The sequence below is a fragment of the Bifidobacterium cuniculi genome (genome assembly GCF_000741575.1).
GTDB classification, from domain to species: Bacteria; Actinomycetota; Actinomycetes; order Actinomycetales; family Bifidobacteriaceae; genus Bifidobacterium; species Bifidobacterium cuniculi.
Genome location: NZ_JGYV01000002.1, coordinates 81,116 through 102,652 on the forward strand (window position 1 = coordinate 81,116; position 21,537 = coordinate 102,652).

Genomic DNA, 21,537 nt, shown 5'->3' on the forward strand with positions numbered 1-21,537 from the left:
GAATCCTACTCCAGCTGCCCGCGCCTCCACAGGTGCGCGCCCTCGCGCAGGTCATGGGCGGTGGTCTGCAGGTTTGCGCCCGTGTGCAGCAGGCGCGCCGCCTGGGTGTGCAGCCGCTTGGCCTCCGCGGCGACCGCCTCCGTGTCCGTCGCGGCGGTCTGCCGCATGGACTGCGCCTGCGCGGACAGTCGCTTCGCTTCCACGCGCAGGCCCAGCACGACGACGTCCACGAAGGTCGCGGCACGGTCCAGCGCCACGGCGAAGTCGCCCGTGAAGGCGCCGGTCAGGATGGAGTCGGCGGTGCGTGCGATGTCCTCGTCGGTGGGTGCGCTGTCCACGCCGGCGATGGCGCTCGCGGCGGTGGCGATCGGCTCGCCGAGCCGCCACAGCTGCGCCAGCGCGTCGTCCTGCCGTCGCATCCAGGTACGCAGCAGGTAGAGTCGCCACAGGACGCCGGGCAGCGTGTCCGGCTCTGCGCGGCTCCACAGCTCAGCGATGGTGTCGACGCCTTCACGGTCCACCAGCGTGAGCACGCGCTGCACGACCTGCGGGTCGTCGGTCTCGTGGACGTGGCTGAGCAATGCCCAGGCGGTGGCATGCGCCATCTCGCGCACCTGCTCGGGGTCGGTGCCGCCGGCGATGCCCTCGGCGATGGCCGGGTCGAGCTGGCCGGGGCGGCTGGGCCGCGGCGAGCCGGTGTGGGTGAAGGCGGAGCGGCTGGGGATGACGGAGCCGGAGCCGTAGTGCGTGTTAGTAGACAATGGGGGCCACTTTCTGGATGTCGATGATGCGCGGCGCGCCGTCGGCATCGCGGATGAACAGGATCGCCAGCGCGTTGCCGGTCGGCATGTACGGCGTCTTCGCGATGAGGGTCTTGGCCAGCGTCTTGGTGGCGCACATCGGCCGCAGGTGTTCGAACATGCCGCCGATGACGGGCCGGTGCATGCATACGGCGCCGGTGGTGCCGCCGTCGAGCGCGTCGTCGATGAGTGTGGCGAAGGTGTCCCAGGCTGCCTGCGGGTCGGCGGCGAAGGCGTCCTCGGTGAGCTGGTCGACGAGGTGGACGGTCATGCCGGTCTGCCAGCTGAGCATTTCCATGGTCTGCTGGCAGCGCACCCACGGCGAGCTGGCGAGCCGGGTGGGGGCGTAGCAGGCGAGTTCGCGGTCGAGCGCGTAGGCGGCCACCGCGCCGTTGGGGGTGATGGGGCGCGCGGCGTCGGTGCCCTTCCACTGTTTGCGCGACTCCGCCTTGGCGTGGCGCACCAGCAGGAGGGTGGCGGCATGGTCGGCGCCTTCCTCGAGGCGGTCGACGAAGAGCGCGAGGATGTCGCGGTCGGTGGAGTGGGTGAGCTTCTTGCGCGCCTGGTCGATGGTGAGCCAGACGACGCCGTTGATCTCGTCGGCGTCGGCGCGGTGGACGGGGCCGAAGGCGGGGGCGAGGAGACGCGCGTGTGCACGGTCGAGGAGGGTGGCCATCCAGTAGGCGACGTGCTTGACCGTGCCGTCGCCGGCGACCTTGTGGCGGGCCTTGCGTCCCTCGGCGGCCAGCGGGTATTCGACGTCGCCGAGCCAGGCACCCAGCTGGACGTCGTGGCCGGTCTCCTCGCCGATCTCGCGCACCGCGGCGTGGCGGTGCGACTCGTTCGCCTCGAGCTTGCCCTTCGGCCAGCTCCAGTCGTCGTACTTGGGACGGTGCACCACGCAGACCTCGACTTGCCCGGTGTGTTCGTTGTGGCGGTAGAGGATGCCGCCGGCCGCCTCGACGATGCGTTTGCTGCTCATGGCGCCCATTGTAGTGTGTGGTGCCGTGGGGTGTCGTTCCCGGGATTAAAGCGGGCACCCGGTCGGGGAAGGGGTTCAGCTGTGCTTGGGGCGACGCTGGTGCTTGCGGATCAGGTACTCCTGGCTGTCCACCAGCGGGCGGCCCTCGGCGTCCTTCGAGTGGCGCACGTAGGTGCCGTCGGGCTCCATGTGCCAGCTCGAGGTGGTGTCTGCCATCTGCAGGTCGATGTAGTTGATCAGCTCGTCGATCTGCTCGGGTGCGGTGATGCGCACCAAGGCCTCCACGCGCCGGTCGAGGTTGCGGTGCATGAGGTCGGCGGAACCGATCCACACTTCCGGGCCGGCGATGGGGCCTTCGCCGATCTGCGGGCCGTCGGAGTTGGCGAAGGCGTAGATGCGGCTGTGCTCCAGGAAGCGGCCGAGGATGGAACGCACGCGGATGTTCTCGCTCAGGCCGGGCACGCCGGGCTTGAGCGAGCAGATGCCGCGCTCGACGATGTCGATCTTCACGCCCGCCTGGCTGGCGCGGTAGAGCGCGTCGATGGTCTTCTCGTCCACGATCGAGTTGACCTTGATCTTGATCCATGCCTCCTTGCCGGCGCGTGCGGCGTCCTCCTCGCGGCGGATGCGCTGGATCAGGCCGCTGCGCACGGTGCGCGGCGCCACCAGCAGGCGGTGGAAGCTCGACTTCGGCGCGTAGCCGGACAGCTGGTTGAACAGCCTCGTCATGTCCTGGCCGACCACCGGGTCGCAGGTCAGCAGGCCCAGGTCGGTGTACTGGCGGGCGGTCTTCGGGTTGTAGTTGCCGGTGCCCACGTGGCAGTAGCGCTTGAGTCCGTCGGCTTCCTGGCGCACCACCAGCGAGAGCTTGCAGTGGGTCTTGAGGCCCACGATGCCGTAGACCACGTGCACGCCGGCGCGTTCGAGCTTGCGCGCCCACGCGATGTTCGCGTCCTCGTCGAAGCGCGCCTTGAGCTCCACGAGCGCCAGCACCTGCTTGCCGGCGTGCGCGGCGTCGATGAGCGCGTCGATGATCGGCGAGTTGCTCGACGTGCGGTACAGCGTCTGCTTGATGGCGAGCACCTTCGGGTCGGCGGCGGCCTGCGCGAGGAAGGCCTGCACGGAGGTGGAGAAGGAGTCGTAGGGGTGGTGCAGCAGGATGTCGCGCTCGCGGATCGCGGCGAAGATGTCCTGCGCGCGGCTCGACTCGACTTCGGCGATCTGCCGGTTCGTGGTGGGCACGAAGGGGCGGAACTTCAGGTCGGGCCGGTCGATGCCGCCGAGTTCGAAGAGCACGGTCGCGTCGAGCGGCGCCGGCAGCCGGTATACTTCGTCGGCGCTCACGCCCATCTGGTCGGCGAGCAGCTGGGAGAGGAACGGCGAGGTCTCGTCGGAGATCTCCAGGCGGATCGGCGGTCCGAAGCGGCGGCGCAGCAGCTCCTTCTCGATGGCGTTGAGCAGGTTCTCGGCGTCGTCCTCCTCGACCTCGATGTCCTCGTTGCGGGTGACGCGGAAGGAGCGCGCCTCCTTGATGATCATGCCCGGGAAGAGCGACTCGAGGTGCGCGATGATGAGGTTCTCCATGGTGATGAAGCCGTAGCGCACTTCCTGGGAGTCGTCTTCGGTCATGTCGGCGACGGGCACCAGGCGGTTGAGGTTGTCCGGGATCTTCACGCGGGCGAAGTGCGACTTGCCGGAAGCCGGGTTCTCCACGAGCACCGCCAGGTTGATGGAGTTGCCGGAGATGTACGGGAAGGGGTGGGCCGGGTCCACGGCGAGCGGCGTGAGCACGGGGTAGACCTGCTGGCGGAAGTAGCGTGCGAGGCGCTCCTGCTCGGAGATGGACAGCTTGTCCCAGCCGAGCAGCGTGATGTTCTCCTTGGCGAGGTCCGGCAGGATGTGGTCGACCACGTAGTGGGCGTGCTCGTCCTGCAGCTTGTGCGCCTGCTCGCTGATGGCGCGCATCTGCTGGCGCGGGCTGAGGCCCGACGGGCTGGTCACGGCGATGCCCGTGTCGATGCGGCGCTTGAGGCCGGCGACGCGGACCATGAAGAACTCGTCGAGGTTGCTGGCGAAGATCGCGGCGAAGGTGGCGCGTTCGATGATCGGAATGGTCTCGTCCTGGGCGAGTTCGAGCACACGCTTGTTGAACTTGAGCCAGCTGAGCTCACGGTCGAAGAAGCGGTCCTCGGGCAGGGGCTGCTCGCCGGTGAGCGTCTCCCGCTTGTCGTTCTTGTCGGTCTCCGCGATGTGTTCGGCAATCTGGCTGCGCAGGATCGCCTTCGAAGGTGCGTCAAAAATCTGTGTCATGCACTCTACTTTAGGGGGTGAAGTCCGGGAAATCACTGAAAATGAGGAAAAAATTCTGTAAATTTTATCCGCCCGAGGATTGCCACGGAGCGGTGCGTATTGTAGTGCACCGAGCTGGGTGCAGGGGAGCCGGTGGCCGGGCGGCGGTTTTTCGACACGCCGACGTGCGTGTTCATCTGAACAAAGAGGCGGCTTTTTGCGCACAAAAACGCCCGTCCCGATGTTGCGTTGGGCGAGGAAACGCTCACCTGACCGCACAAAACGAACATTTCGCTGGTCGGACATCTGTCGGCTTGCGTCGGCGCCGGAATTGAGCATAATGGTCAAGTACAAGGACAACTGAAGAGCAGACCCACAAATAGAGTATGATCCGCAAGATTATTACGTTGGGCGGGTATTGGAAAGACTTACCGTTGCAACGAGGAGGTTGTGCAGAGTTTCTGCCTGAGTTGAACTTGGAAGGAGGACCCCACCGGAAGGTGGGGTCCTCCTTTTTGTGTCTGGGGTCCGTTGGTGGGTTGGTGGTTCACGGTTTTTCGGGGTCGTGGAATCGTGCGCTCCTTGGCGGCGCACAACTCGAGTTGTGCGCCGCCAAGGAGCGCACGATTCCACGACCCCGAAAAACGTGAACCACCAACCCATGGCCGTGTTCGCCCGGGGAATGAAGTGGGTCGTCCGACCACACGAGGCCGGCAATGTTGCGGCAGGGCTGGCAAAGGGGCTTGAATCCCATGGCATGAACATTGCAACATCCTTGATTCCCGCCGGTCGCACCGTCCGTCCCGCCACGGAACGGCAGGGGAGACGGCAGGTGCGTCCCGACCGCTTCTACGTGCCCCGCTCGCCGCACGTCAGCGCCGGCACCCTTGCGCAGGCCCTCCGTCCCGTCACCCAGGTGGAGGTGACGGGACGCAACGTCGTCACCTGCTCCAGCGCCAGCGGCGGGGCAGGCACCTCTACCTTCGCCGCCATCCTCGCCCGCCGTCTGGCAGGCCGATCACAGTCGGTGGCCCTGGTGGACGCCGACCTGGCGACGGCCGCCGGTGGCCTCGACGTGCTCCTCGGACTGGAACAGGACCGCGGGCTGCGCTGGCACGGCATCCACGCACCGCTCGGCCAGCTCAACGGCGCCGCCCTGGCACACCAGTTGCCGCGCTGGGACGGCGTCGGCGTGCTCGCCTTCAACCCGTGGCAGGGCGACACGCCGGCCTGGTTCGAGATCCAGGCGGCCCTGCAGGCCCTGGCCGACCTCCACGACATCGTCGTCGTGGACGCAGGCCGCGGCGCCATGCTCGACCAGGTGCCCGCGCTCATCGAGGCAAGCCACCTCGTGGTCGCCCAGCTGTCCGTCCTCGGCCTGGCGCGCGCCCGAACCCACGTCGAATGGCTCGAACGCATCGCCCAGGACAGCGTGGAGCGACGCACGCAGCCGCCCGGCATCGGCGAAGGACCCAAACCCGTCGCCGCCAGCGCCGGGCAGGTGGTGGCCGTGGTGGGGGCCGAACCCCTCGGCGCGGTGCGCGGCAAGGGAGTCGTGTCCGTGCAGGAGGCAAGGGAGCATCTGGGGACGGCGGTCACCGGCCCGCTGCATCCCGACCGCACGATCGCCGCGGACGTGCTCGAAGGACTCGGCATCCGCAAGGTGCCCCGACGCATGGCGCGCGTCGTCGACCAGGCCGCCCAGGCCGTGCTCGACGCCGTGGAACAGCGGAGGCAGCCGTGAGCGCGGGACGTGCCCTCGGCGTCCCGCTGCCGGTCCGCGGACGGCGACGGCGACAGGCGGCACTCGACTTCGGGCCGTTGGCCCAGCTGGCCGCCGACTCGCGCGTGACCGACCTCACCGTCACCTGCGACGGCGCCGTCTGGGCCGACCGCGGTCGCGGCATGGAACGCGCAGCCACCGCCATTCCGCTGTCCGACCCGGCCGTCCTGCGCGACCTCGCGGTGCGCCTGTGCGCACAGCTGCAATGCCGGCTCGACGAGGCGCGGCCCATCGCCGACGCCGGCGCACCCGACGGCACGCGCATCCACGCCGTCATCGCACCGATCGTGCCGCAGGGGGCCGCCCTGTCCATCCGCTTCCCCGACATTGTCGCAGCCGACCTCGGCGCATTGGCCGCCGGCGGCCTGTGCCCGCGCGAATGGGTGCCGATGCTCGCCTGCCTGGTACGTCGCCGCGCCAACATCCTCATTACCGGCGGCACCGGCGCGGGCAAGACCACCCTGCTCAAGGCGCTCCTGGCATGCGCGGATCCCGCCGACCGCATCGTGACCGTCGAGGAGACGCGCGAACTGGCTTGCGTGCCCCACCCGCACGTCGTGTCCCTGGTGACGCGCGCCGCCAACGTGGAGGGGGCCGGCGAGGTGGGCCTGCCGGAACTCGTCAAGGCGACGCTGCGCATGAGGCCCGACCGCGTGGTGGTGGGTGAATGCCGTGGCGAGGAGATCGTCGACGTGCTGCGCGCACTCAACTCCGGGCACCGTGGATCGCTGACCACGCTCCATGCGAACGGCGTATGGCAAGTGCCGGCCCGCCTGACTTCCCTGGGGCTCCTGGCGGGGGTGGAGCCGGCGACGCTCGCCACGCTCGCCGCCGGCGCCTTCGACGTGGTGCTCCATGTGGAGCGGTTGCCTGGCGTGCGTCGACTGGTGCAGTTGGGGGTGCTGGCCGGCGAGGACGGCCGGCTGCGCGGACGGGTGGCGATCCGCTGGAACGGCGCGGGGCTGGGCGTGGCCGGGGAAGCCTGGGAGCGCTTCGCCGGTCAATGGGCGCGGGTGGGTCCATGAGCGCGGGGATGGCTGCGCTGGCCTGCGCCCTGGCGGTGGCGGCATGGCCCGTGCACGGACGCGATCCCGCCGGCGTGCCGTCCGCCAAGCCGACGCCCCGCCGCGGGCTGGCGGTGACCCTGGCCCTGGTGGCTGCCTCGCTCAAGGCCGGCGCGGGAACGCACCAGGCCCTGGAGCGGCACTTGGGGGAGGGGCTGGACGACGTGGACGGCGACCTCGACGTCGACGTGGTGCGCGAGCGCCTGCGGCGTTGCCGTCTGGACGAGGAGACCGGAGCGGAGGTGGACGAGGTGGCGCATGGCCTGCGTGCGGCGGTGTTGGTGAGCCGCATGCTGGGCTGCCCGCTGGCCCGTTGCGTGGAGGCGGTGCGAGCGAGCGCTGCGCGGATGAGGCTTCGCGAGGACTTGCGCCGCAACGCGTTCGCGGTGCCGGCTTCGACGATGAGGCTGCTGCTGGGGCTGCCGGTGGTCGTGCTGGTGCTGGGGGAGCTCATGGGTGCGCATCCCCTGCGCGTGCTGTTCGGCTCCTGGCAGGGTGCCCTGCTGCTGGTGCTCGGCATGGGCTGCTACGCATCCGGTGTGGTATGGATGCGCCGGCTCATGCGGGCGAGCGGGTCATGAGCGGCATCTGGGCCGTATTGGCGGCATGGTGTATGACGGCGTGCGTGCTGGCGGCGACCGGCCGGCCGGGACGTACGGGTGAGGAGAGCCGTGACGGTTGTTTCACGTGGAACCCGACTGTGGCCCTGATGCTGGAGCTGGTGCGCGCCGCCCTGGAACAGGGCTCGTCGATTCCGCGCGCCCTCGAGGCAGTGGGCGGCGCCTGTTCGCCGCACTTGGGGGAGCGTTGCGCGCGGGTGGCGCAGGCGCTGGACCGCGGCGTGCCGTGGGAGGACGCCTGGGACGTGGGGGAGGGTGAGGCGATGGCGCTGCTGCGGGACACCTTGCGCCGTTCGTGGACTGACGGGGCGGGCGCGGTCGGCCAGTTGGAGGCCGCCCTGGAACTGGCGGACACCCGTGAGCGCATGCGGATCGAGCGGGCGGCCTCACGGCTCTCGGTGGGCCTGCTGCTGCCCACGGGACTGTGTTTCCTGCCGGCGTTCCTGTGCGTCGGGGTCGTGCCTGCCATCATCTCGTTCACCCAGGGATGAGGGCTGGGGCGTCCGACCACATCGGTCCCGCCGCCTCGACACGGAGGCCGCCCGCGCGGCACAGTGGAAGGGTGCCCCGGCACCGGGGCACGGACCAACGTGAACCATGGAAAGGAGACGACGATGGTCGGCAAGGATATGGTCATCAAAGACGATGGGATCGGCACGATTGGGCTCATGGCGCCCGCGGAGACGCGGATGACGCGCATGAGGCGTGCCTTGGTCATGCTGGACGCACGCTGGCGCACGCTCGCCCGGGAACCTGAGGAAGGCGCGGCGACCGCCGAGTACGCGGTGGTGCTGGTGGCGGCCACCGGTTTCGCGGCCGTGCTCGTCGCGCTGCTCAAGTCCGACGCGGTCAAGACCCTGCTCACGAACATCGTGAAGAAAGCGCTGAATGTGTGATGCGGGCCGTGGTCGTTCGGCTCCGCCGCGGTGCGGGGCGACTGCGCGCATGGTGCGCCGGTGCGGACCCGGGGGCGGTGACCGCCGAGTTCGCAGTCGTCATGCCCGCCGTGATCCTCGTGGTCGCCCTGCTGCTGTATTCGGTCCGCGCCTGCGTGGTCCAGCTGGAATGCCAGGACGCGGCCTCCAACGCGGCCCGTGCCGCCGTGGTACAGGGGCCGGACGCCTCCCTGCGTGACGTTGCCATGCAGTCCGCACCGTCGGTGAGCCAGGTGGACATCGTGCGCGCGGACGGCCGGGTCCGTGTGGAGGTGCGATGCAAGGTGGTGTCCGACCCCATGGGCGTGCTGCCGGCCAGCGTGGTCGCCACCGCCATCGGCGTGGACCAGGAGGAGTGACATGCGGGACGACGAGGGCTCCGCGACGATGGCGGGCGCCGGCCTGGTGGCGGCCGCCGCGCTGCTGCTGTCAGCACTCGCCATGGGCGGCGCCCTGGTCGTCCGCCAGGCGCAGGCGCAGTCCGCGGCTGACCTGGCCGCCCTGGCCGGGGCACAGGCACTGTGGGAATCCTCGTCCGCTCCCTGCGCCGTGGCCGTGACGGTGGGCGAGGCCAACGGCACGAACGTGGACTCCTGCGAGGTGGACGGCGACGACGTGCAGGTCCTGGTGCGCATGGACACGGGCGTGCCCATGGTCCCGACCGTCGCGAAACACGCCCGTGCCGGTCCGCGGGAATGCGCGTGACGGCCCAACACGCGAGCGCGTCGCCGGCATGGTGCGATGCATGCGCCGCAGGCTTACCGATTGGATGACGGACGCTGTATTTTAGTAGCAGACATGGGGCGCTGACGGCGCCACACACCGAGGAGACGGGACATTATGGCATTAGCGTTGTATCGACGGTACCGTCCGGACACCTTCGCGGGCGTGATCGGCCAGGACCAGGTCACGCAGCCCCTCATGCGGGCACTCGACGAACACCGGCTGACCCACGCCTACCTGTTCTCGGGGCCCAGGGGCTGCGGCAAGACCAGTTCGGCACGCATCCTGGCACGGTGTGTGAACTGTGCCGAGGGGCCCACCTCGCAGCCCTGCGGCGTGTGCCCCAGCTGCAAGGACCTGGCCGCCGGCGGTCCGGGTTCCATCGACGTGGTCGAGATCGACGCCGCCAGCCACAACGGCGTGGACGATGCCCGCGAGCTGCGCGAACGCGCCGGCTTCGCCCCCGCCCGCGACCGCTACAAGATCTTCATCCTCGACGAGGCTCACATGGTCACCCAGCAGGGCTTCAACGCGCTGCTCAAGATCGTGGAGGAGCCGCCCGAGCACGTCATGTTCATCTTCGCCACCACGGAGCCGGACAAGGTGATCGGCACCATCCGGTCGCGCACCCATCACTACCCCTTCCGTCTGGTCCCCGAGGAGATCATGGGACCCTACCTGGAGGAGATCTGCGCCAAGGAAGGCGTCACCGCGCAGCCGGGCGTACTCAAGCTCGCCATGCGTGCCGGCGGCGGCTCCGTACGCGACACCCTCTCCGTGCTCGACCAGCTCATGGTCGGCGCAGTGGACGGGACCATCACCTACGATGCCGCGGTCGCCCTGCTCGGATTCACGCCGGACGTGCTCATCGGCGAGGCCGTCGACGCCGTCATCGCCCATGACGGCGCCGCCTTCTACGAAGTGGTGCAGAAGGTCATCGTCGGCGGCTTCGACGCACGCCGCTTCGTCGAGGACCTGCTGGCCCGCACCCGCGACCTGCTGGTGCTCACCCTGGGAGGTGACCGGGTCGAGCGAGCCCTGAGCGAGGACGAGGCGCAGGACATGGACCACCTGCGCGAGCAGGCACATGCCCTGGGCCTGACCTCGCTGTCGGCGATGGCCCAGATCATGGACGACACGCTTATGACCATGGCAGGGGCGATCTCGCCGCGCATGCGCCTCGAACTCATGGCCGCCAAGCTGCTCGCCGGACGCGAGACGAACTATGCGCCCGCCCAGGCTGCCGCAGGGCCGCAGGTTCCGGCGGGGCAGGAAGGCGCAGGCCGGCAGCATCAGGGAGGCTTCATCGGGTCCGCTGCCCGCAAGACCGCCGAAGCCGGCCAGGCTGCGCCGGCCGGGCAAGGCGGGCATCCGGCACCACGGCCCACGGCACAGCCGGATGCTGCAGCATGGCCGTCGGCCGGTGTCTCGCCGGCCCCCGAGAGTGCCGAAGCCGCGTCCCCACGGCCGGCTGCCGTGCCTGCGCAGCCGGCATCGCCCGCGTCTGCCGGCGTCGCCGCACCGGGAGCCCCGGGGCAGCAGGACGGTGGGACGGCATGGCCGGCCACGCCGTCCTCCGCCACCGCCATCCCGGCTGCGCCGGACGAACAGTGGGACGGCCTCGTCGCCTCGTTGCCCGTGGACGTCGCCCAGTACGTCGACCGCACCAAGGTGCCGCGCGTGCACTTCACCCGTGACGCCCGCAGCGGCCGCGGGCGTCTGTGGATCAAGTTCGACACCCCCATGAGCAAGTACGCCTTCGCCCTGGCCCACGCCAAGGAGGAAGTGCAGGGCAAGAGCGATGTCGTCGACATCGTGCGCGCCGCAGTCCACCGCGTCTTCGGCGCCGACGTGGCGCTCGCCCCCACCGAGCAGATGGCGGACGGGCAGTCCGCGCCGCCGTTCGGCAAGCTGCCGGAGGACCAGCAGCAGCGCATCAAGACGCAGCTGACCCGCGAGAGCCTGCAGGCGGCCATGGGCATCCACCAGACGCCCCGCGAGGCGTCCACGCAGCCGTCCCCGTCCTCCTCGTCGGAGACGGCGACGGCGCAGGACGGCCCCGCCGACCACCGAGCCGTCCCGAAGGTCGACCCCTGGGCGCTGCCGGACAGCGCGCCCGTGCACATCGACTTCGACAAGGTCGCCTCCATCGAGCAGGAGGCGGCCAGCCACCAGGCGCAGATGCGTGTGCAGGTCGACCCCTGGTCGCACAGCGAACCGGCGCCGTCGCCCGATGCCCAGGGAGAGGCCCCGGCGGTGCCGACGCCCGCGTCGGGGCCTGCCGCGCCGCAGGTCGACCCCGACGAGGACGAGTACTCGATGAGCGACGAGTCCCTCGGGTCCTCCGGTGCCATGAGCGTGGACGAGGTCAAGGAATTATTCGAGGTCAAACGGGTTGAGGATTTTGCGGCCGACGATCCGCACAATCCACGCAACAACCGGCGCAAGACGCGCGACGAGCATTGACGCCCGCAGGTCCCTGACGGCGCGGGCGAGGAAAGGGAATCCCCATGGCATTGGCATACGACGGCGCGATCCAGCGGCTGATCGATGCGTTCGCCACCCTGCCGGGCATCGGCCCCAAGGGAGCGCAGCGCATCGCCTTCTACCTGCTGGGGGCACCGGACGACGAGGCGCAGCGGCTGGTCGAGTCGATCAGCGAAGTCAAGGCGAAGGTGCGTTTCTGCGAGGTGTGCGGCAACGTGTGCGAGACGTCGCCGTGCCCGATCTGCGCGGACCCGCGGCGCGACCGCGGCATCATCTGCGTGGTGGAGGAACCCAAGGACGTGATGAGCATCGAACGCACCCGCGAGTACCGGGGGCTGTACCACGTGCTCGGCGGCGCCATCAACCCCATGGCCAACGTGGGCCCCTCCGACCTGGCCATCGCCTCCCTGCTCAAGCGGCTCGAGACGGACGAGGTCAAGGAGGTCATCGTGGCACTCAACCCCAACATCGAGGGCGAAGCCACCACCACCTATCTCAGCCGCCTGCTCACCCCGCTCGACGTCAAGGTGACGCGTCTGGCCAGCGGCCTGCCCGTGGGAGGCGACCTGGAGTACGCCGACGAGATCACCCTGTCGCGTGCCCTGCAAGGGAGGCGTCCTGCCTGAGGCAAAAGGGAGCCCAATCGCCCACCCCCTATGTGATAGGTCTCCCGTGGAGAAATCTTTCGTGATATTTCTGTTCCCCTCCGAATCCCCACGCATACAAGACCTCATCTGCAGCCCCCCTCGCATCACAACCCATCCTTATCATCACCCCCGTGCACCCCCCCCGTTTCGCATACTGGTCCACCCCTCAGCCTGACCCCACCCCCTCCCTATAATGATCGTGCTTCCCCCGTACACTTGCAACGGTCTACGGTTACCGAGGCTCCCCAGCGAGAAGATTGGATACTTTCGTGGCTCTTATTGTGCAGAAATACGGCGGTTCCTCCGTCGCGGACGCCGATTCGATCAAGCGCGTGGCGCGCAGGATCATCGAGACGAAGAACGCCGGCAACGACGTCGCCGTCGTCGTCTCGGCCATGGGAGACACCACCGACGACCTCATCGACCAGGCGCTGAGCATCGATTCCGATCCGCCCGCCCGCGAAATGGACATGCTCATGACCGCCGGAGAGCGCATCTCCATGAGCCTGCTGGCCATGGCCATCCATGCCGCCGGTTCGCACGCCTACTCCTTCACCGGCTCGCAGGCCGGTTTCATGACCGACGCGCAGTTCGGCGCCGCCCATATCCGCGCCGTGAACCCCACCCGCGTGCGCCATGCGCTCGACAAGGGCTCCGTGGCCATCGTCGCCGGCTTCCAGGGGCGCTCCGAACGCGGCGACGCCACCACGCTGGGCCGAGGAGGCTCCGACACTTCCGCCGTGGCGCTGGCCGTGGCGCTGGGAGCGGACGTGTGCGAGATCTACACGGACGTCGACGGCGTGTTCACCGCCGATCCGCGTATCGTGCCCACCGCCAGGCGCATCCCCGTGATCGGCTACGACGAGATCCTCGAGATGTCCTCCTGCGGCTCCAAGGTGCTGGCTCTGCGTTGCGTCGAGTACGCCCAGCGCTTCAAGATGCCGCTGCACGTGCGCAGCTCCTTCTCGCACCGCCGTGGCACGCTGGTCGTGCCCGAGGGCGTCAACCCGGCGTCCATCCCGAACGTGCAGTAGGCGCCGCACATCCAAGTTTTCCCAACCAACCGTGTCCGACAGACTGAGAGAGACCACAACACCATGAGCGAGCAAGCTGAAGACAAGAACCTGGGCGACCTGTTCCCCGACCTCGGCCAGGAGACGCCGATCATCTCCGGCGTGGCCCACGATTCGAGCGAATCCCTGGCCACCGTGCGCGGCGTGACCGACGAGCCGGGCATGGCGGCGCGCGTGTTCACCCGCCTGGCGGAGATCGGCGTGAACGTCGACATGATCGTGCAGGCGGGCGCCTCCACCGGCACCGCCGACATCTCCTTCACCGTGCCAGGCAAGGACGTCTCCCGCGTGCAGGAAGTGCTGCTCCAGGAGCAGGACGCCCTCGGCTACAACTCCTTCGACGTCAACCCCAACGTGGGCAAGGTCGCCGTGGTGGGTGTGGGCATGAAGACCCACTCCGGCCTGGCCGCGCGTTTCTTCCAGGCCTTGAGCGAGCAGGGCATCAACGTGCTCATGATCTCCACCTCGGAGATCCGCATCGCCGCGCTGGTGCCGCTCGACCAGCTCAACGACGCCGTGCGCGCGCTGCACACGGCCTACGGGCTGGACACCGAGCAGGTCGAGGCGGTTGTCTACGGCGGCACCGGCCGCTGACCCATTCCTCGGTCGCGGCCGCGCGCGAGCGGGCCGCGGCCGCCCATCGCACAACTCACGGCAGCAAAGGAGCCGGCAAATGGTACAGATCAACGAACGCGGCGTCAACGTGGCAGTGCTGGGCGCGACCGGCCAGGTGGGCATGGTCATGCGCCGCGTGCTCGACGAGCGCGACTTCCCCATCAAGGACCTACGCTTCCTGGCGTCCGCGCGGTCCGCCGGCCAGAAGCTCGAGTGGCGCGGCCACGAGATCGAGGTCGAGGACGTGGCGACCGCGGACCTGTCGGGCATCGACATCGCCATCTTCTCCGCGGGCGGTGGCACGTCCAAGGTGTGGGCGCCGAAGTTCGCCGAGGCGGGCGCGATCGTGATCGACAACTCCTCGCAGTGGCGACTGCACGACGACGTGCCGCTCGTCGTGGCCGAGGTCAACCCCGACGACCTCGACGAGATCCCGGCGGGCATCGTGGCCAACCCGAACTGCACCACCATGGCGATCATGCCGGTCCTCAAGCCGCTCGACGACGCCTTCGGCCTCAAGCGCCTCATCGTCAGCTCCTACCAGGCCGTCTCCGGTGCGGGCCGCGCCGGCGTCGAGCAGCTCATGAACGAGGCGAAGGCCGCGGTCGAGCAGGGCGCCGACAAGCTCGTTTTCGGGGGCGACGCCATCGACTTCCCCGAGCCGACCAAGGTGGCGCGCACCATCGCCTTCAACGAGGTGCCGATGATCGGCGACATCGTCGACGACGGCTCCGAGGAGACCGACGAGGAGCAGAAGCTGCGCAACGAGAGCCGCAAGATCCTGCACCTGCCCGATCTCAAGGCTTCCTGCACCTGCGTGCGCGTCGGCGTCTTCACCTCGCACGGCATGAGCGTGAACGCCGAGTTCGAGCGGGACGTCACCCCGGATGAGGCGCGCAAGGTGCTGTCTGAGGCGGAGGCCGTCGAGCTCGTCGACATCCCCACCGCCCAGCTGGCCGCCGGCAAGACCCCGAGCTTCGTGGGCCGCATCCGCACCGACCAGGCCGTGGACGGCAACAAGGGCCTCGCCTTCTTCGTGACCAACGACAACCTGCGCAAGGGCGCCGCCCTGAACGCGGTGGAACTCGCGGAGATCGTGGCCAGGAAGCATTACGCCGACCAGCTCTGATTCCTGGAAATCTGTCGTTGTTCCGTGGCCGTTCCCGGGACTCCTGTAATTAAATAATTAAAGCGGGCACCCGGTCGGCGGCGATTTCTGAATTAAAGCGGGCACCCGGTCGAAGAACAAAAATGTTCTTCGACTGGGCGCCCGCTTTAATTCAGAAAACGCTTCCGACTGGGTGCCCGCTTTAATTCGTGAAGTGTCCCCGACTGGGTGCCCGCTTTAAGTGCGGAAACCCCCGGAAACAGCCACCGGACAACAAGGGATTTGCATTACATCCGCTCCACCACGTAATCCACGCACGCAAGCAGTGCCTTGACATCGGCAGGCTCCACGGAGGGGAAGACGCCGATGCGCAGCTGGTTGCGGCCCAGCTTGCGGTAGCCGTTCACGTCGAGGATGCCGTTGTCGCGCAGGATGGCGATGAGCTGGGCGGCGGGCACCGACTCGTCCAGGTCGATGGTGCATACCGAGCGCGAACGCGCCTGCGGGTCCTTGACGAAGGGGGAGGCGTAGGAGCTGTCCTCGGCCCACTGGTAGACGATGTCGGAGGACTTCCTGCATCGTGCGGAGGACCAGGCCATGCCGCCGTTCTCGTTGAGCCAACGCACTTGGTCCTCCAGGAGGACGAGCGTGCCGAGCGCAGGCGTGTTCAGGGTCTGGTTCTTCCGGGAATTGTCAATCGCGTCGGTCAGGGAGAGGAAGGGCGGGATCCAGCGGCGTGCACCTTCGAGGGAGATGCTGCGCCTGATGCCCTCGGCGCGTTCGACGGCACGCGGCGAGAGGATGGCCACCCACAGGCCGCCCTCGGAGCCGAAGGCCTTCTGGGGCGAGAAGTAATAGGCGTCCGTCTGGGCGATGTCCACGGGAATCGCGCCCGCGGCACTGGTGGCGTCGACGAGGATGAGCGCGCCCTGCTCCTCGCTGCCTTCGATGCGATAGACGGGGGCCTCCACGCCGGTGGAGGTCTCGTTGTGCGCCCAGCAATACGTGTCCACGTACTGGGTCAGTTCGGGGACGGCGTACGATCCCGGCTCGGCCTCGAACAGGACCGGGTCCTCCAGGAAGGGCGCCTGGGCCACCGAGGCGGCCATCTTCGCGCTGAAGGACCCGTACACGCCGCAGGCCGCCTGGCGTGTGATGAGCGAGGCGCAGGCCATGTCCCAGAAGGCGGTGGCCCCGCCGTTGCCCAGCACCACCTCGTAGCCGTCCGGCAGGGCGAAGAAGGAGGCCATGCCTTCGCGGATCGAGCCGACGATGTCCTTGACCGGCTGCTGGCGGTGGGAGGTGCCCAGCACCGTGTGGGCTGCCTGTCCCAGTGCCTCCACCTGCTCGGGCCGGATCTTGCTGGGGCCCGAGCCGAAACGCTTGTCCTCGGGCAGGATGGATTGCGGAATCGTGATTGTTGCCATGGTCACAAGGGTAGCCAACCGAAGGGAAATGGGAGCCGTGGCGTCCGAGGAGGGGACATGCGCGGCGGTCGGTGCACGTCCGTACGCGCCTGTCCGGCGGACACGCCGGTTGTTTTGTGAAGATTGCCGTCCGCGTTTCACCGGGGACAGGCGGCCGCAGGCCCTTGGGAACAGTGGATTCGTGCCCCCGGCGGGGCCCATGTCGCGATTGTGAAGATTGGGTGTCCGGTTCTCCTTGGTCCGGCTTTGGGGTAGGGTGGATATCCGTAGGCGGTTGAGACGCGTCCGACCATTCATCCGCGTGACGCAGGGACGTGCGTGCCGCCATGAGACTTGTTGAGATTCAAGAGACTTGTTTTGTTGAGACCCAAGGAGTGATACCGGTATGAGGCATGCTGCCCATAAAGCCCACAAAGGGTCCAGTGTCCTAGCTCTTACCCAATCCCTGTTCGCTTCCAACCATGGGAGCCACACTGCACAGGCGGTGTATGCGGTGCAGTCCGCTTCCGGCAACGCCCAGGCACTCGGCCTGGATGAGAAGGTGGCCGAGAAGATCAACGAGATCGCGCCCGTCACCCGCCGCTCCATGCGCGAGGCGGCCCGCGCGGCCCAGCGCCGCAACACAGTGCTGACCTCCGCCTCGCTGGCGGCGCTCGTCGGCACGGCGGCGACCTCCATGGCTTTCATGAAGCAGGACGACACTACTACCATGTTCCCGGTGGCCGATGACGCGAGCACCACGCAGACGCTCAACATCGCGCGCGTGGAATCCGCCGCGGCTTCCCGTTCCGACGAGCGCGAGGCCCTGGACTCCGCCGTGGCCGTCACGGACACCGACCACGGCACCTGGGAGATGGGGGACACCAACCAGGTGTCCGACGCTGCCAAGCTGACCACCGCCAAGGCCAACAACCCCAAGGTCGCCTCGAAGCTGGACCACGATGCGGACATCCTGCCTGCCGGCTTCAACGCGAACCATCCGACCGGCGACACCGGCAACGCCTATCCGTGGGGCCAGTGCACGTGGTGGGCCTACACCCGTCGCGCCCAGCTGGGACTGAACACCGGCTCCTACTTCGGCGACGCCCGCAGCTGGGGTGCCTCCGCACAGTCCCTCGGCTACTGGGTGGACAACACGCCGCGCGAGACCGGCGACGTGCTCGTGTTCGCCCCCGGCCAGGAAGGCGCCAGTGGCTACTACGGCCATGTGGCCATCGTCGAGGCCGTCAACTCCGACGGCTCCATCAGGATTTCCGAGTCGAACGTGCAGGGCCTCGGCGTGATCTCCGACCGTGAGTTCACCGCCGAGCAGGCCGCCCAGTTCACCTACGTCCATTACTGATCCCCCGACCGGCCCCGTTGGGCAAAGGTGGCGTGACCGTTCGTTTTCCGGACGTCACCCCACCGGAATATGAGAAGGTGGTGCTAGCCTAGATGACGATGAAAAAGATGAAACGTTCCATTGCGATTACTGCTGCGGCAGCCATGGCGGTGTCCGTCCTTGCGGGCGTCCCCGCGGCTGTCGCGGATGACGCGGCGTCGGGCGACTATGTCGTCTCGACCCGCTCATTTCCCAAGGTGAATACCGCGAAGACCGATTTCCTCGCGGAGGCTACCTCCACGGACGTCGACGACGACTCCAGCTGGGGCGGTCTGGAAAGCATGAACGTGCCCCAGACCAAATCCCAGGCGGAGAAGGACGCCGAGGCGCAGGCCAAGGCGGAGGCGGAGGCCCGTGCGGCCGCCGAGGCCGCCGCTGCCGAGGCCGCCCAGCGCGAACAGGAAGCGGCTGCGAGCCGCAGCGAGGAACGTGAGTCCCTCGACACGGCCCAGGAGGACACCCCCGCAGCACAGGCCGCGACCCCGACGGTGCCCACCAGCAAGAACGGCGCCTCGATTGCTTCCTACGCGCAGCAGTTCGTCGGCGCACCTTATGTTTCCGGCGGCACCACGCCGGCGGGCTGGGACTGCTCAGGCTTCGTCCAGTACGTCTTCGCCCAGTTCGGCATCAGCCTGCCCCGCACCTCCGGTGCACAGGCCGGTGTCGGCGTCGCGGTGCCGAGCCTCGCACAGGCCCAGCCTGGCGACATCATCGCCAACGGCGCCCATGCCGCCATCTATGTCGGCAATGGTCTGGTCGTCAACGCGCTGAACCCCTCGCAGGGCACCGACGTCACCGGCCTGGATGTCTTCGGCGGCGCCGGATACTCCATCCGTCGCGTCCTGTAAAGGCAGCCGAAACCTCACCTTTTTCTTGGGGCCGTGGCCCTCCTCCGGGAGGGCCACGGCCCCACTTTTTCCGCATCGGGCCTGCAATCGTTTGTTTCCGCACCAAATCCCGACACACAGGTATTCCGCCGCACAGGTTTGCACGGTATGGTGGTAGGCAGAACCATACGGTTGGAAAGATCTTTCGGGCAAGGAGGTCCTCATGGTCAATGACAACACCATCCTGGTCGGCGTCGACGGTTCGCACGCCAGTTACAAGGCAACGTGGTGGGCGGCGAACTACGCGAAACACGCCGGCCTGTCACTGCAGATTGTCTGCGCATATTCCCTGCCGAGCTACGCGGCAGTCTCCTTCGACGCGACCTACACCGCGATGGGCGATGACAACGCCGCACACAACGACGCTCAGGAGATTCTCTCCAAGGCGAAGGCCATCGCCGACGAACAGGGCGTGGACGCCCAGACACTCATCGTCACCGGCGACCCGTCCAGCGTCTTCGTCGAACTGTCGCGCAACTACGACCTCATCGTCATCGGCAACCGCGGCAAGGGCGGCCTAGCGGAACGCCTGCTGGGCACCACCAGCTCGAGCCTGCCCGCCTACGCGTACTGCCCGATCGTCGTCGTGCCCTACACCGACGACCATGGCAACCTGCTGCACCTCAACAACGTGATCACCAAGGTCGCCGTTGGCTCCGACGACACCAAGTGGGGCATCCGCGCCCTCCAGCTCGGCGCGAAATTCGCCGAGAGCTGGGAGGCGGAGCTCGACGCCATCAGCGTCGTCGCACCCAGCGTCAAGCTCGACGACCCCATCGTCAAGGCAAAGGTCGAGGGCGCGCTCGACGGCCGCCTCGACGTGGTCGAGACGCATTACCCGGACCTCAAGATTCGCAAGACCATCGTCACCGGCAACGCGGTGGAGACCCTCACCCGCGCCAGCCGCGACCACGACATCGTGGTCGTCGGCTCCTGCGGTCGCGGCGGCCTGTCCGGCCTGCTGTTCAACTCCACCAGCCAGGGGCTGCTGCAGCACTCCGTTTCGCCGGTGCTCGTGGTGCCGCGCAAGTTCGTGGAGGCCGAGGCCGCCCGCGGCGAGCAGGCAACGGCGCTCGACGAGCTGGTCGAGGAGATGCCCGTGACCCGCGCCGCCGCCGACGTCGAGCAGGAGATCGAGGTCAACATCGACCCCAACGCCGCCGACTACGACGACTGACGACGACATGCGTGAGGGGGCTGCCGGCAGCTGTCGGCAGCCCCCTCACGCATGTCGTCGGGTCGGGTCAGTGCCTGACCTCCACGGTCATGCGCACCGGCGTGGCCTGCTCGTAGGTGTGTGCCACGGTGCAGCCCTTCTCCACGTGCGCCTTGACGCGCTTCCTGAGCTGTTCAACGTCCTCGGGTGTCAGGCGCGCGTCCGTGGCGTCGATGACCAGCTGTTCGTCGAAGTCCAGGTACGCGTTGCCATCCGGGTCGTAGGTGCCGTCGACGATGACGCGCGCGCCGTTGCCTTCGCCGGTCGCGCGCTCCACGGCCATCTGGCTGGAGAGCGCCGCGCAGCCCGCCAGGGCGATCTTCATCAGGTCGCCGGGGGAGAACTGACCCTTGCCCTTGCCGAACTTGATGTGTGCGCCGTCGTCGCTGAATGCGTCCCAGGAACCGTCCTTGTTGCGCTCCACCCAGAGCCTCTTGCCCATGATGACCTCCTTCAGGTTTGGTGTGCCCTTCCATTATGGGCGCCCTTGCGCATTTTGGAAACCCGTGGGCGAAATGTGTGACGTGCGCCACCTTGTGCATGCATTTCGGCCGGGACGCGAAAAAGTGCGGCCGGCCCCCTATACTGGCCCCATGCCATTCACGCAAGCCGACCTGACATCCATCCGCGCGGACGTGCCGCCACGCCCGCACACCGACATCCCCATGCCGTACGAGGACCTGCTGCGCAAGATCCTCCTGGAAGGCAACCTCAAGAACGACCGCACCGGTACGGGCACCATCTCCCTGTTCGGACAGCAGATGCGCTTCGACCTGTCGGAGGGCTTCCCGCTGCTGACCACCAAGCGCGTCTTCTTCAAGGGCATCGCCTACGAACTGCTGTGGTTCCTCAAGGGCAGCTCCAACATCGGCTACCTGACCGAACACAACGTGCACATCTGGGACGAGTGGGCCGACGAGAACGGCGACCTCGGCCCCGTCTACGGCGTGCAGTGGCGCAGCTGGCCGGCGCCCACCGCCGACGACCCGGACCGCACCATCGACCAGATCGCGGGCGTGCTGGAGACCATCAGGACCAACCCCGACTCGCGGCGCATGGTCGTGACGGCGTGGAACCCCGCGGAGGTCGAGGACATGGCGCTGCCGCCATGCCATGCGCTGTTCCAGTTCTACGTGGCCGACGGCAAGCTGTCCTGCCAGCTCTACCAGCGTTCCTGCGACATGTTCCTGGGCGTGCCCTTCAACATCGCTTCCTACTCGCTGCTGACCATGATGATGGCCCAGCAGGCGGACCTGGAGCCCGGCGAGTTCGTGTGGACCGGCGGCGACTGCCATATCTACGACAACCACGTGGACCAGGTGCTCGAGCAGCTGTCCAGGAACCCCTACCCCTACCCGACGATGAAGATCCGCAAGGCAGACTCGATCTTCGATTACGACTACGACGATTTCGAGGTCGTCGACTACCGTTGCCATCCGACCATCAAGGCACCCATCGCGGTCTAAGACGGCCGCTACGATGGGAAGCCGTTGGACACGT

Annotated in this window: 21 protein-coding genes; 16 read left to right on the forward strand and 5 right to left on the reverse strand. The window is 68.0% G+C overall.

Annotated elements, in window-relative coordinates; all coding sequences use genetic code 11:
* Positions 1-5 precede the first annotated feature (5 nt).
* The 3 genes from BCUN_RS03885 to BCUN_RS03895 all read right to left on the reverse strand — a co-directional run bounded on the left by BCUN_RS03885 (position 6) and on the right by BCUN_RS03895 (position 4,092).
* Positions 6-809: a hypothetical protein gene (locus BCUN_RS03885; RefSeq protein ID WP_420796465.1), complete on the reverse strand. Its 804-nt coding sequence runs from the start codon at positions 807-809 to the stop codon at positions 6-8.
* Positions 751-1,782, reverse strand: coding sequence for an NUDIX hydrolase (locus BCUN_RS03890; RefSeq protein ID WP_033516769.1), 1,032 nt, complete (start codon positions 1,780-1,782; stop codon positions 751-753). The genes BCUN_RS03885 and BCUN_RS03890 overlap by 59 nt, the downstream gene beginning before the upstream one ends.
* A gap of 75 nt (positions 1,783-1,857) precedes the next feature.
* Positions 1,858-4,092, reverse strand: a complete 2,235-nt coding sequence (locus tag BCUN_RS03895) for an RNA degradosome polyphosphate kinase (protein WP_033516751.1) — start codon at positions 4,090-4,092, stop codon at positions 1,858-1,860.
* A 736-nt stretch (positions 4,093-4,828) separates the two neighbouring features.
* Here BCUN_RS03895 and BCUN_RS03900 point away from each other — a divergent pair.
* The 12 genes from BCUN_RS03900 (at position 4,829) to BCUN_RS03955 (ending at position 15,147) form a co-directional block, all read left to right on the forward strand.
* On the forward strand, positions 4,829-5,815 hold the full coding sequence (locus BCUN_RS03900; protein ID WP_238552309.1) for a CpaE-like family protein: 987 nt from the start codon (positions 4,829-4,831) through the stop codon (positions 5,813-5,815).
* Positions 5,812-6,879, forward strand: a complete 1,068-nt coding sequence (locus tag BCUN_RS03905) for a TadA family conjugal transfer-associated ATPase (RefSeq protein WP_081895509.1) — start codon at positions 5,812-5,814, stop codon at positions 6,877-6,879. Before BCUN_RS03900 ends, BCUN_RS03905 begins: the two co-directional genes overlap by 4 nt.
* Positions 6,876-7,499 carry a pilus assembly protein gene (locus BCUN_RS12175; RefSeq protein ID WP_152598140.1) on the forward strand — a complete coding sequence of 208 codons (624 nt, stop codon included), beginning with the start codon at positions 6,876-6,878 and terminating at the stop codon, positions 7,497-7,499. Before BCUN_RS03905 ends, BCUN_RS12175 begins: the two co-directional genes overlap by 4 nt.
* Complete coding sequence (locus tag BCUN_RS12180) at positions 7,496-8,029, forward strand: type II secretion system F family protein (protein WP_051920709.1); 534 nt, start codon at positions 7,496-7,498, stop codon at positions 8,027-8,029. The genes BCUN_RS12175 and BCUN_RS12180 overlap by 4 nt, the downstream gene beginning before the upstream one ends.
* 177 nt (positions 8,030-8,206) lie before the next feature.
* Positions 8,207-8,434 carry a DUF4244 domain-containing protein gene (locus tag BCUN_RS03920; protein ID WP_338010499.1) on the forward strand — a complete coding sequence of 76 codons (228 nt, stop codon included), beginning with the start codon at positions 8,207-8,209 and terminating at the stop codon, positions 8,432-8,434.
* Between the two features lie 8 nt (positions 8,435-8,442).
* A complete protein-coding gene (locus BCUN_RS03925; protein ID WP_238552310.1) occupies positions 8,443-8,832 on the forward strand; it encodes a TadE family type IV pilus minor pilin in 390 nt (129 codons plus the stop codon).
* Position 8,833: 1 nt separating this feature from the next.
* Complete coding sequence (locus BCUN_RS03930; RefSeq protein WP_033516755.1) at positions 8,834-9,178, forward strand: Rv3654c family TadE-like protein; 345 nt, start codon at positions 8,834-8,836, stop codon at positions 9,176-9,178.
* A 135-nt stretch (positions 9,179-9,313) separates the two neighbouring features.
* On the forward strand, positions 9,314-11,662 hold the full coding sequence (locus BCUN_RS03935; RefSeq protein WP_033516757.1) for a DNA polymerase III subunit gamma and tau: 2,349 nt from the start codon (positions 9,314-9,316) through the stop codon (positions 11,660-11,662).
* A gap of 44 nt (positions 11,663-11,706) precedes the next feature.
* Entirely contained in the window at positions 11,707-12,309 is a 603-nt protein-coding gene (gene recR, locus BCUN_RS03940; protein WP_033516759.1) for a recombination mediator RecR, read from the forward strand.
* A 290-nt stretch (positions 12,310-12,599) separates the two neighbouring features.
* On the forward strand, positions 12,600-13,364 hold the full coding sequence (locus BCUN_RS03945) for an aspartate kinase (protein ID WP_081895512.1): 765 nt from the start codon (positions 12,600-12,602) through the stop codon (positions 13,362-13,364).
* 63 nt (positions 13,365-13,427) lie between these two features.
* Positions 13,428-13,997 (forward strand): ACT domain-containing protein, encoded by a 570-nt coding sequence (locus BCUN_RS03950; RefSeq protein ID WP_033516761.1) that lies wholly within the window; start codon positions 13,428-13,430, stop codon positions 13,995-13,997.
* A gap of 79 nt (positions 13,998-14,076) precedes the next feature.
* On the forward strand, positions 14,077-15,147 hold the full coding sequence (locus BCUN_RS03955; RefSeq protein WP_033516762.1) for an aspartate-semialdehyde dehydrogenase: 1,071 nt from the start codon (positions 14,077-14,079) through the stop codon (positions 15,145-15,147).
* Between the two features lie 266 nt (positions 15,148-15,413).
* Here BCUN_RS03955 and serC read toward each other — a convergent pair whose 3' ends face one another.
* Complete coding sequence (serC, locus tag BCUN_RS03960) at positions 15,414-16,553, reverse strand: phosphoserine transaminase (protein WP_033517947.1); 1,140 nt, start codon at positions 16,551-16,553, stop codon at positions 15,414-15,416.
* 385 nt (positions 16,554-16,938) lie between these two features.
* Between serC and BCUN_RS03965 the strand changes: the two genes are divergently transcribed.
* The 3 genes from BCUN_RS03965 to BCUN_RS03975 all read left to right on the forward strand — a co-directional run bounded on the left by BCUN_RS03965 (position 16,939) and on the right by BCUN_RS03975 (position 19,998).
* On the forward strand, positions 16,939-17,895 hold the full coding sequence (locus BCUN_RS03965; RefSeq protein ID WP_033517938.1) for a CHAP domain-containing protein: 957 nt from the start codon (positions 16,939-16,941) through the stop codon (positions 17,893-17,895).
* A 107-nt stretch (positions 17,896-18,002) separates the two neighbouring features.
* Positions 18,003-18,782 carry a C40 family peptidase gene (locus BCUN_RS03970; protein ID WP_033517949.1) on the forward strand — a complete coding sequence of 260 codons (780 nt, stop codon included), beginning with the start codon at positions 18,003-18,005 and terminating at the stop codon, positions 18,780-18,782.
* 202 nt (positions 18,783-18,984) lie between these two features.
* Positions 18,985-19,998 (forward strand): universal stress protein, encoded by a 1,014-nt coding sequence (locus tag BCUN_RS03975; protein WP_033517940.1) that lies wholly within the window; start codon positions 18,985-18,987, stop codon positions 19,996-19,998.
* A gap of 67 nt (positions 19,999-20,065) precedes the next feature.
* Here the strand turns inward: BCUN_RS03975 and BCUN_RS03980 are convergent, their stop codons facing one another.
* Positions 20,066-20,479, reverse strand: a complete 414-nt coding sequence (locus BCUN_RS03980; RefSeq protein ID WP_033517942.1) for an OsmC family protein — start codon at positions 20,477-20,479, stop codon at positions 20,066-20,068.
* Between the two features lie 151 nt (positions 20,480-20,630).
* Between BCUN_RS03980 and BCUN_RS03985 the strand changes: the two genes are divergently transcribed.
* Positions 20,631-21,503 carry a thymidylate synthase gene (locus tag BCUN_RS03985; protein ID WP_033517944.1) on the forward strand — a complete coding sequence of 291 codons (873 nt, stop codon included), beginning with the start codon at positions 20,631-20,633 and terminating at the stop codon, positions 21,501-21,503.
* Positions 21,504-21,537: the final 34 nt, after the last annotated feature.

Coding starts and splice junctions, on each gene's coding strand:
- BCUN_RS03885 (WP_420796465.1), bottom strand. CDS start 809: ATGCCGACGGCGCGCCGCGCATCATCGACATCCAGAAAGTGGCCCCCA.
- BCUN_RS03890 (WP_033516769.1), bottom strand. CDS start 1,782: ATGAGCAGCAAACGCATCGTCGAGGCGGCCGGCGGCATCCTCTACCGC.
- BCUN_RS03895 (WP_033516751.1), bottom strand. CDS start 4,092: ATGACACAGATTTTTGACGCACCTTCGAAGGCGATCCTGCGCAGCCAG.
- BCUN_RS03900 (WP_238552309.1), top strand. CDS start 4,829: ATGAACATTGCAACATCCTTGATTCCCGCCGGTCGCACCGTCCGTCCC.
- BCUN_RS12175 (WP_152598140.1), top strand. CDS start 6,876: ATGAGCGCGGGGATGGCTGCGCTGGCCTGCGCCCTGGCGGTGGCGGCA.
- BCUN_RS12180 (WP_051920709.1), top strand. CDS start 7,496: ATGAGCGGCATCTGGGCCGTATTGGCGGCATGGTGTATGACGGCGTGC.
- BCUN_RS03920 (WP_338010499.1), top strand. CDS start 8,207: ATGGCGCCCGCGGAGACGCGGATGACGCGCATGAGGCGTGCCTTGGTC.
- BCUN_RS03930 (WP_033516755.1), top strand. CDS start 8,834: ATGCGGGACGACGAGGGCTCCGCGACGATGGCGGGCGCCGGCCTGGTG.
- BCUN_RS03935 (WP_033516757.1), top strand. CDS start 9,314: ATGGCATTAGCGTTGTATCGACGGTACCGTCCGGACACCTTCGCGGGC.
- recR (WP_033516759.1), top strand. CDS start 11,707: ATGGCATTGGCATACGACGGCGCGATCCAGCGGCTGATCGATGCGTTC.
- BCUN_RS03950 (WP_033516761.1), top strand. CDS start 13,428: ATGAGCGAGCAAGCTGAAGACAAGAACCTGGGCGACCTGTTCCCCGAC.
- BCUN_RS03955 (WP_033516762.1), top strand. CDS start 14,077: ATGGTACAGATCAACGAACGCGGCGTCAACGTGGCAGTGCTGGGCGCG.
- serC (WP_033517947.1), bottom strand. CDS start 16,553: ATGGCAACAATCACGATTCCGCAATCCATCCTGCCCGAGGACAAGCGT.
- BCUN_RS03965 (WP_033517938.1), top strand. CDS start 16,939: ATGAGGCATGCTGCCCATAAAGCCCACAAAGGGTCCAGTGTCCTAGCT.
- BCUN_RS03970 (WP_033517949.1), top strand. CDS start 18,003: ATGAAACGTTCCATTGCGATTACTGCTGCGGCAGCCATGGCGGTGTCC.
- BCUN_RS03975 (WP_033517940.1), top strand. CDS start 18,985: ATGGTCAATGACAACACCATCCTGGTCGGCGTCGACGGTTCGCACGCC.
- BCUN_RS03980 (WP_033517942.1), bottom strand. CDS start 20,479: ATGGGCAAGAGGCTCTGGGTGGAGCGCAACAAGGACGGTTCCTGGGAC.
- BCUN_RS03985 (WP_033517944.1), top strand. CDS start 20,631: ATGCCATTCACGCAAGCCGACCTGACATCCATCCGCGCGGACGTGCCG.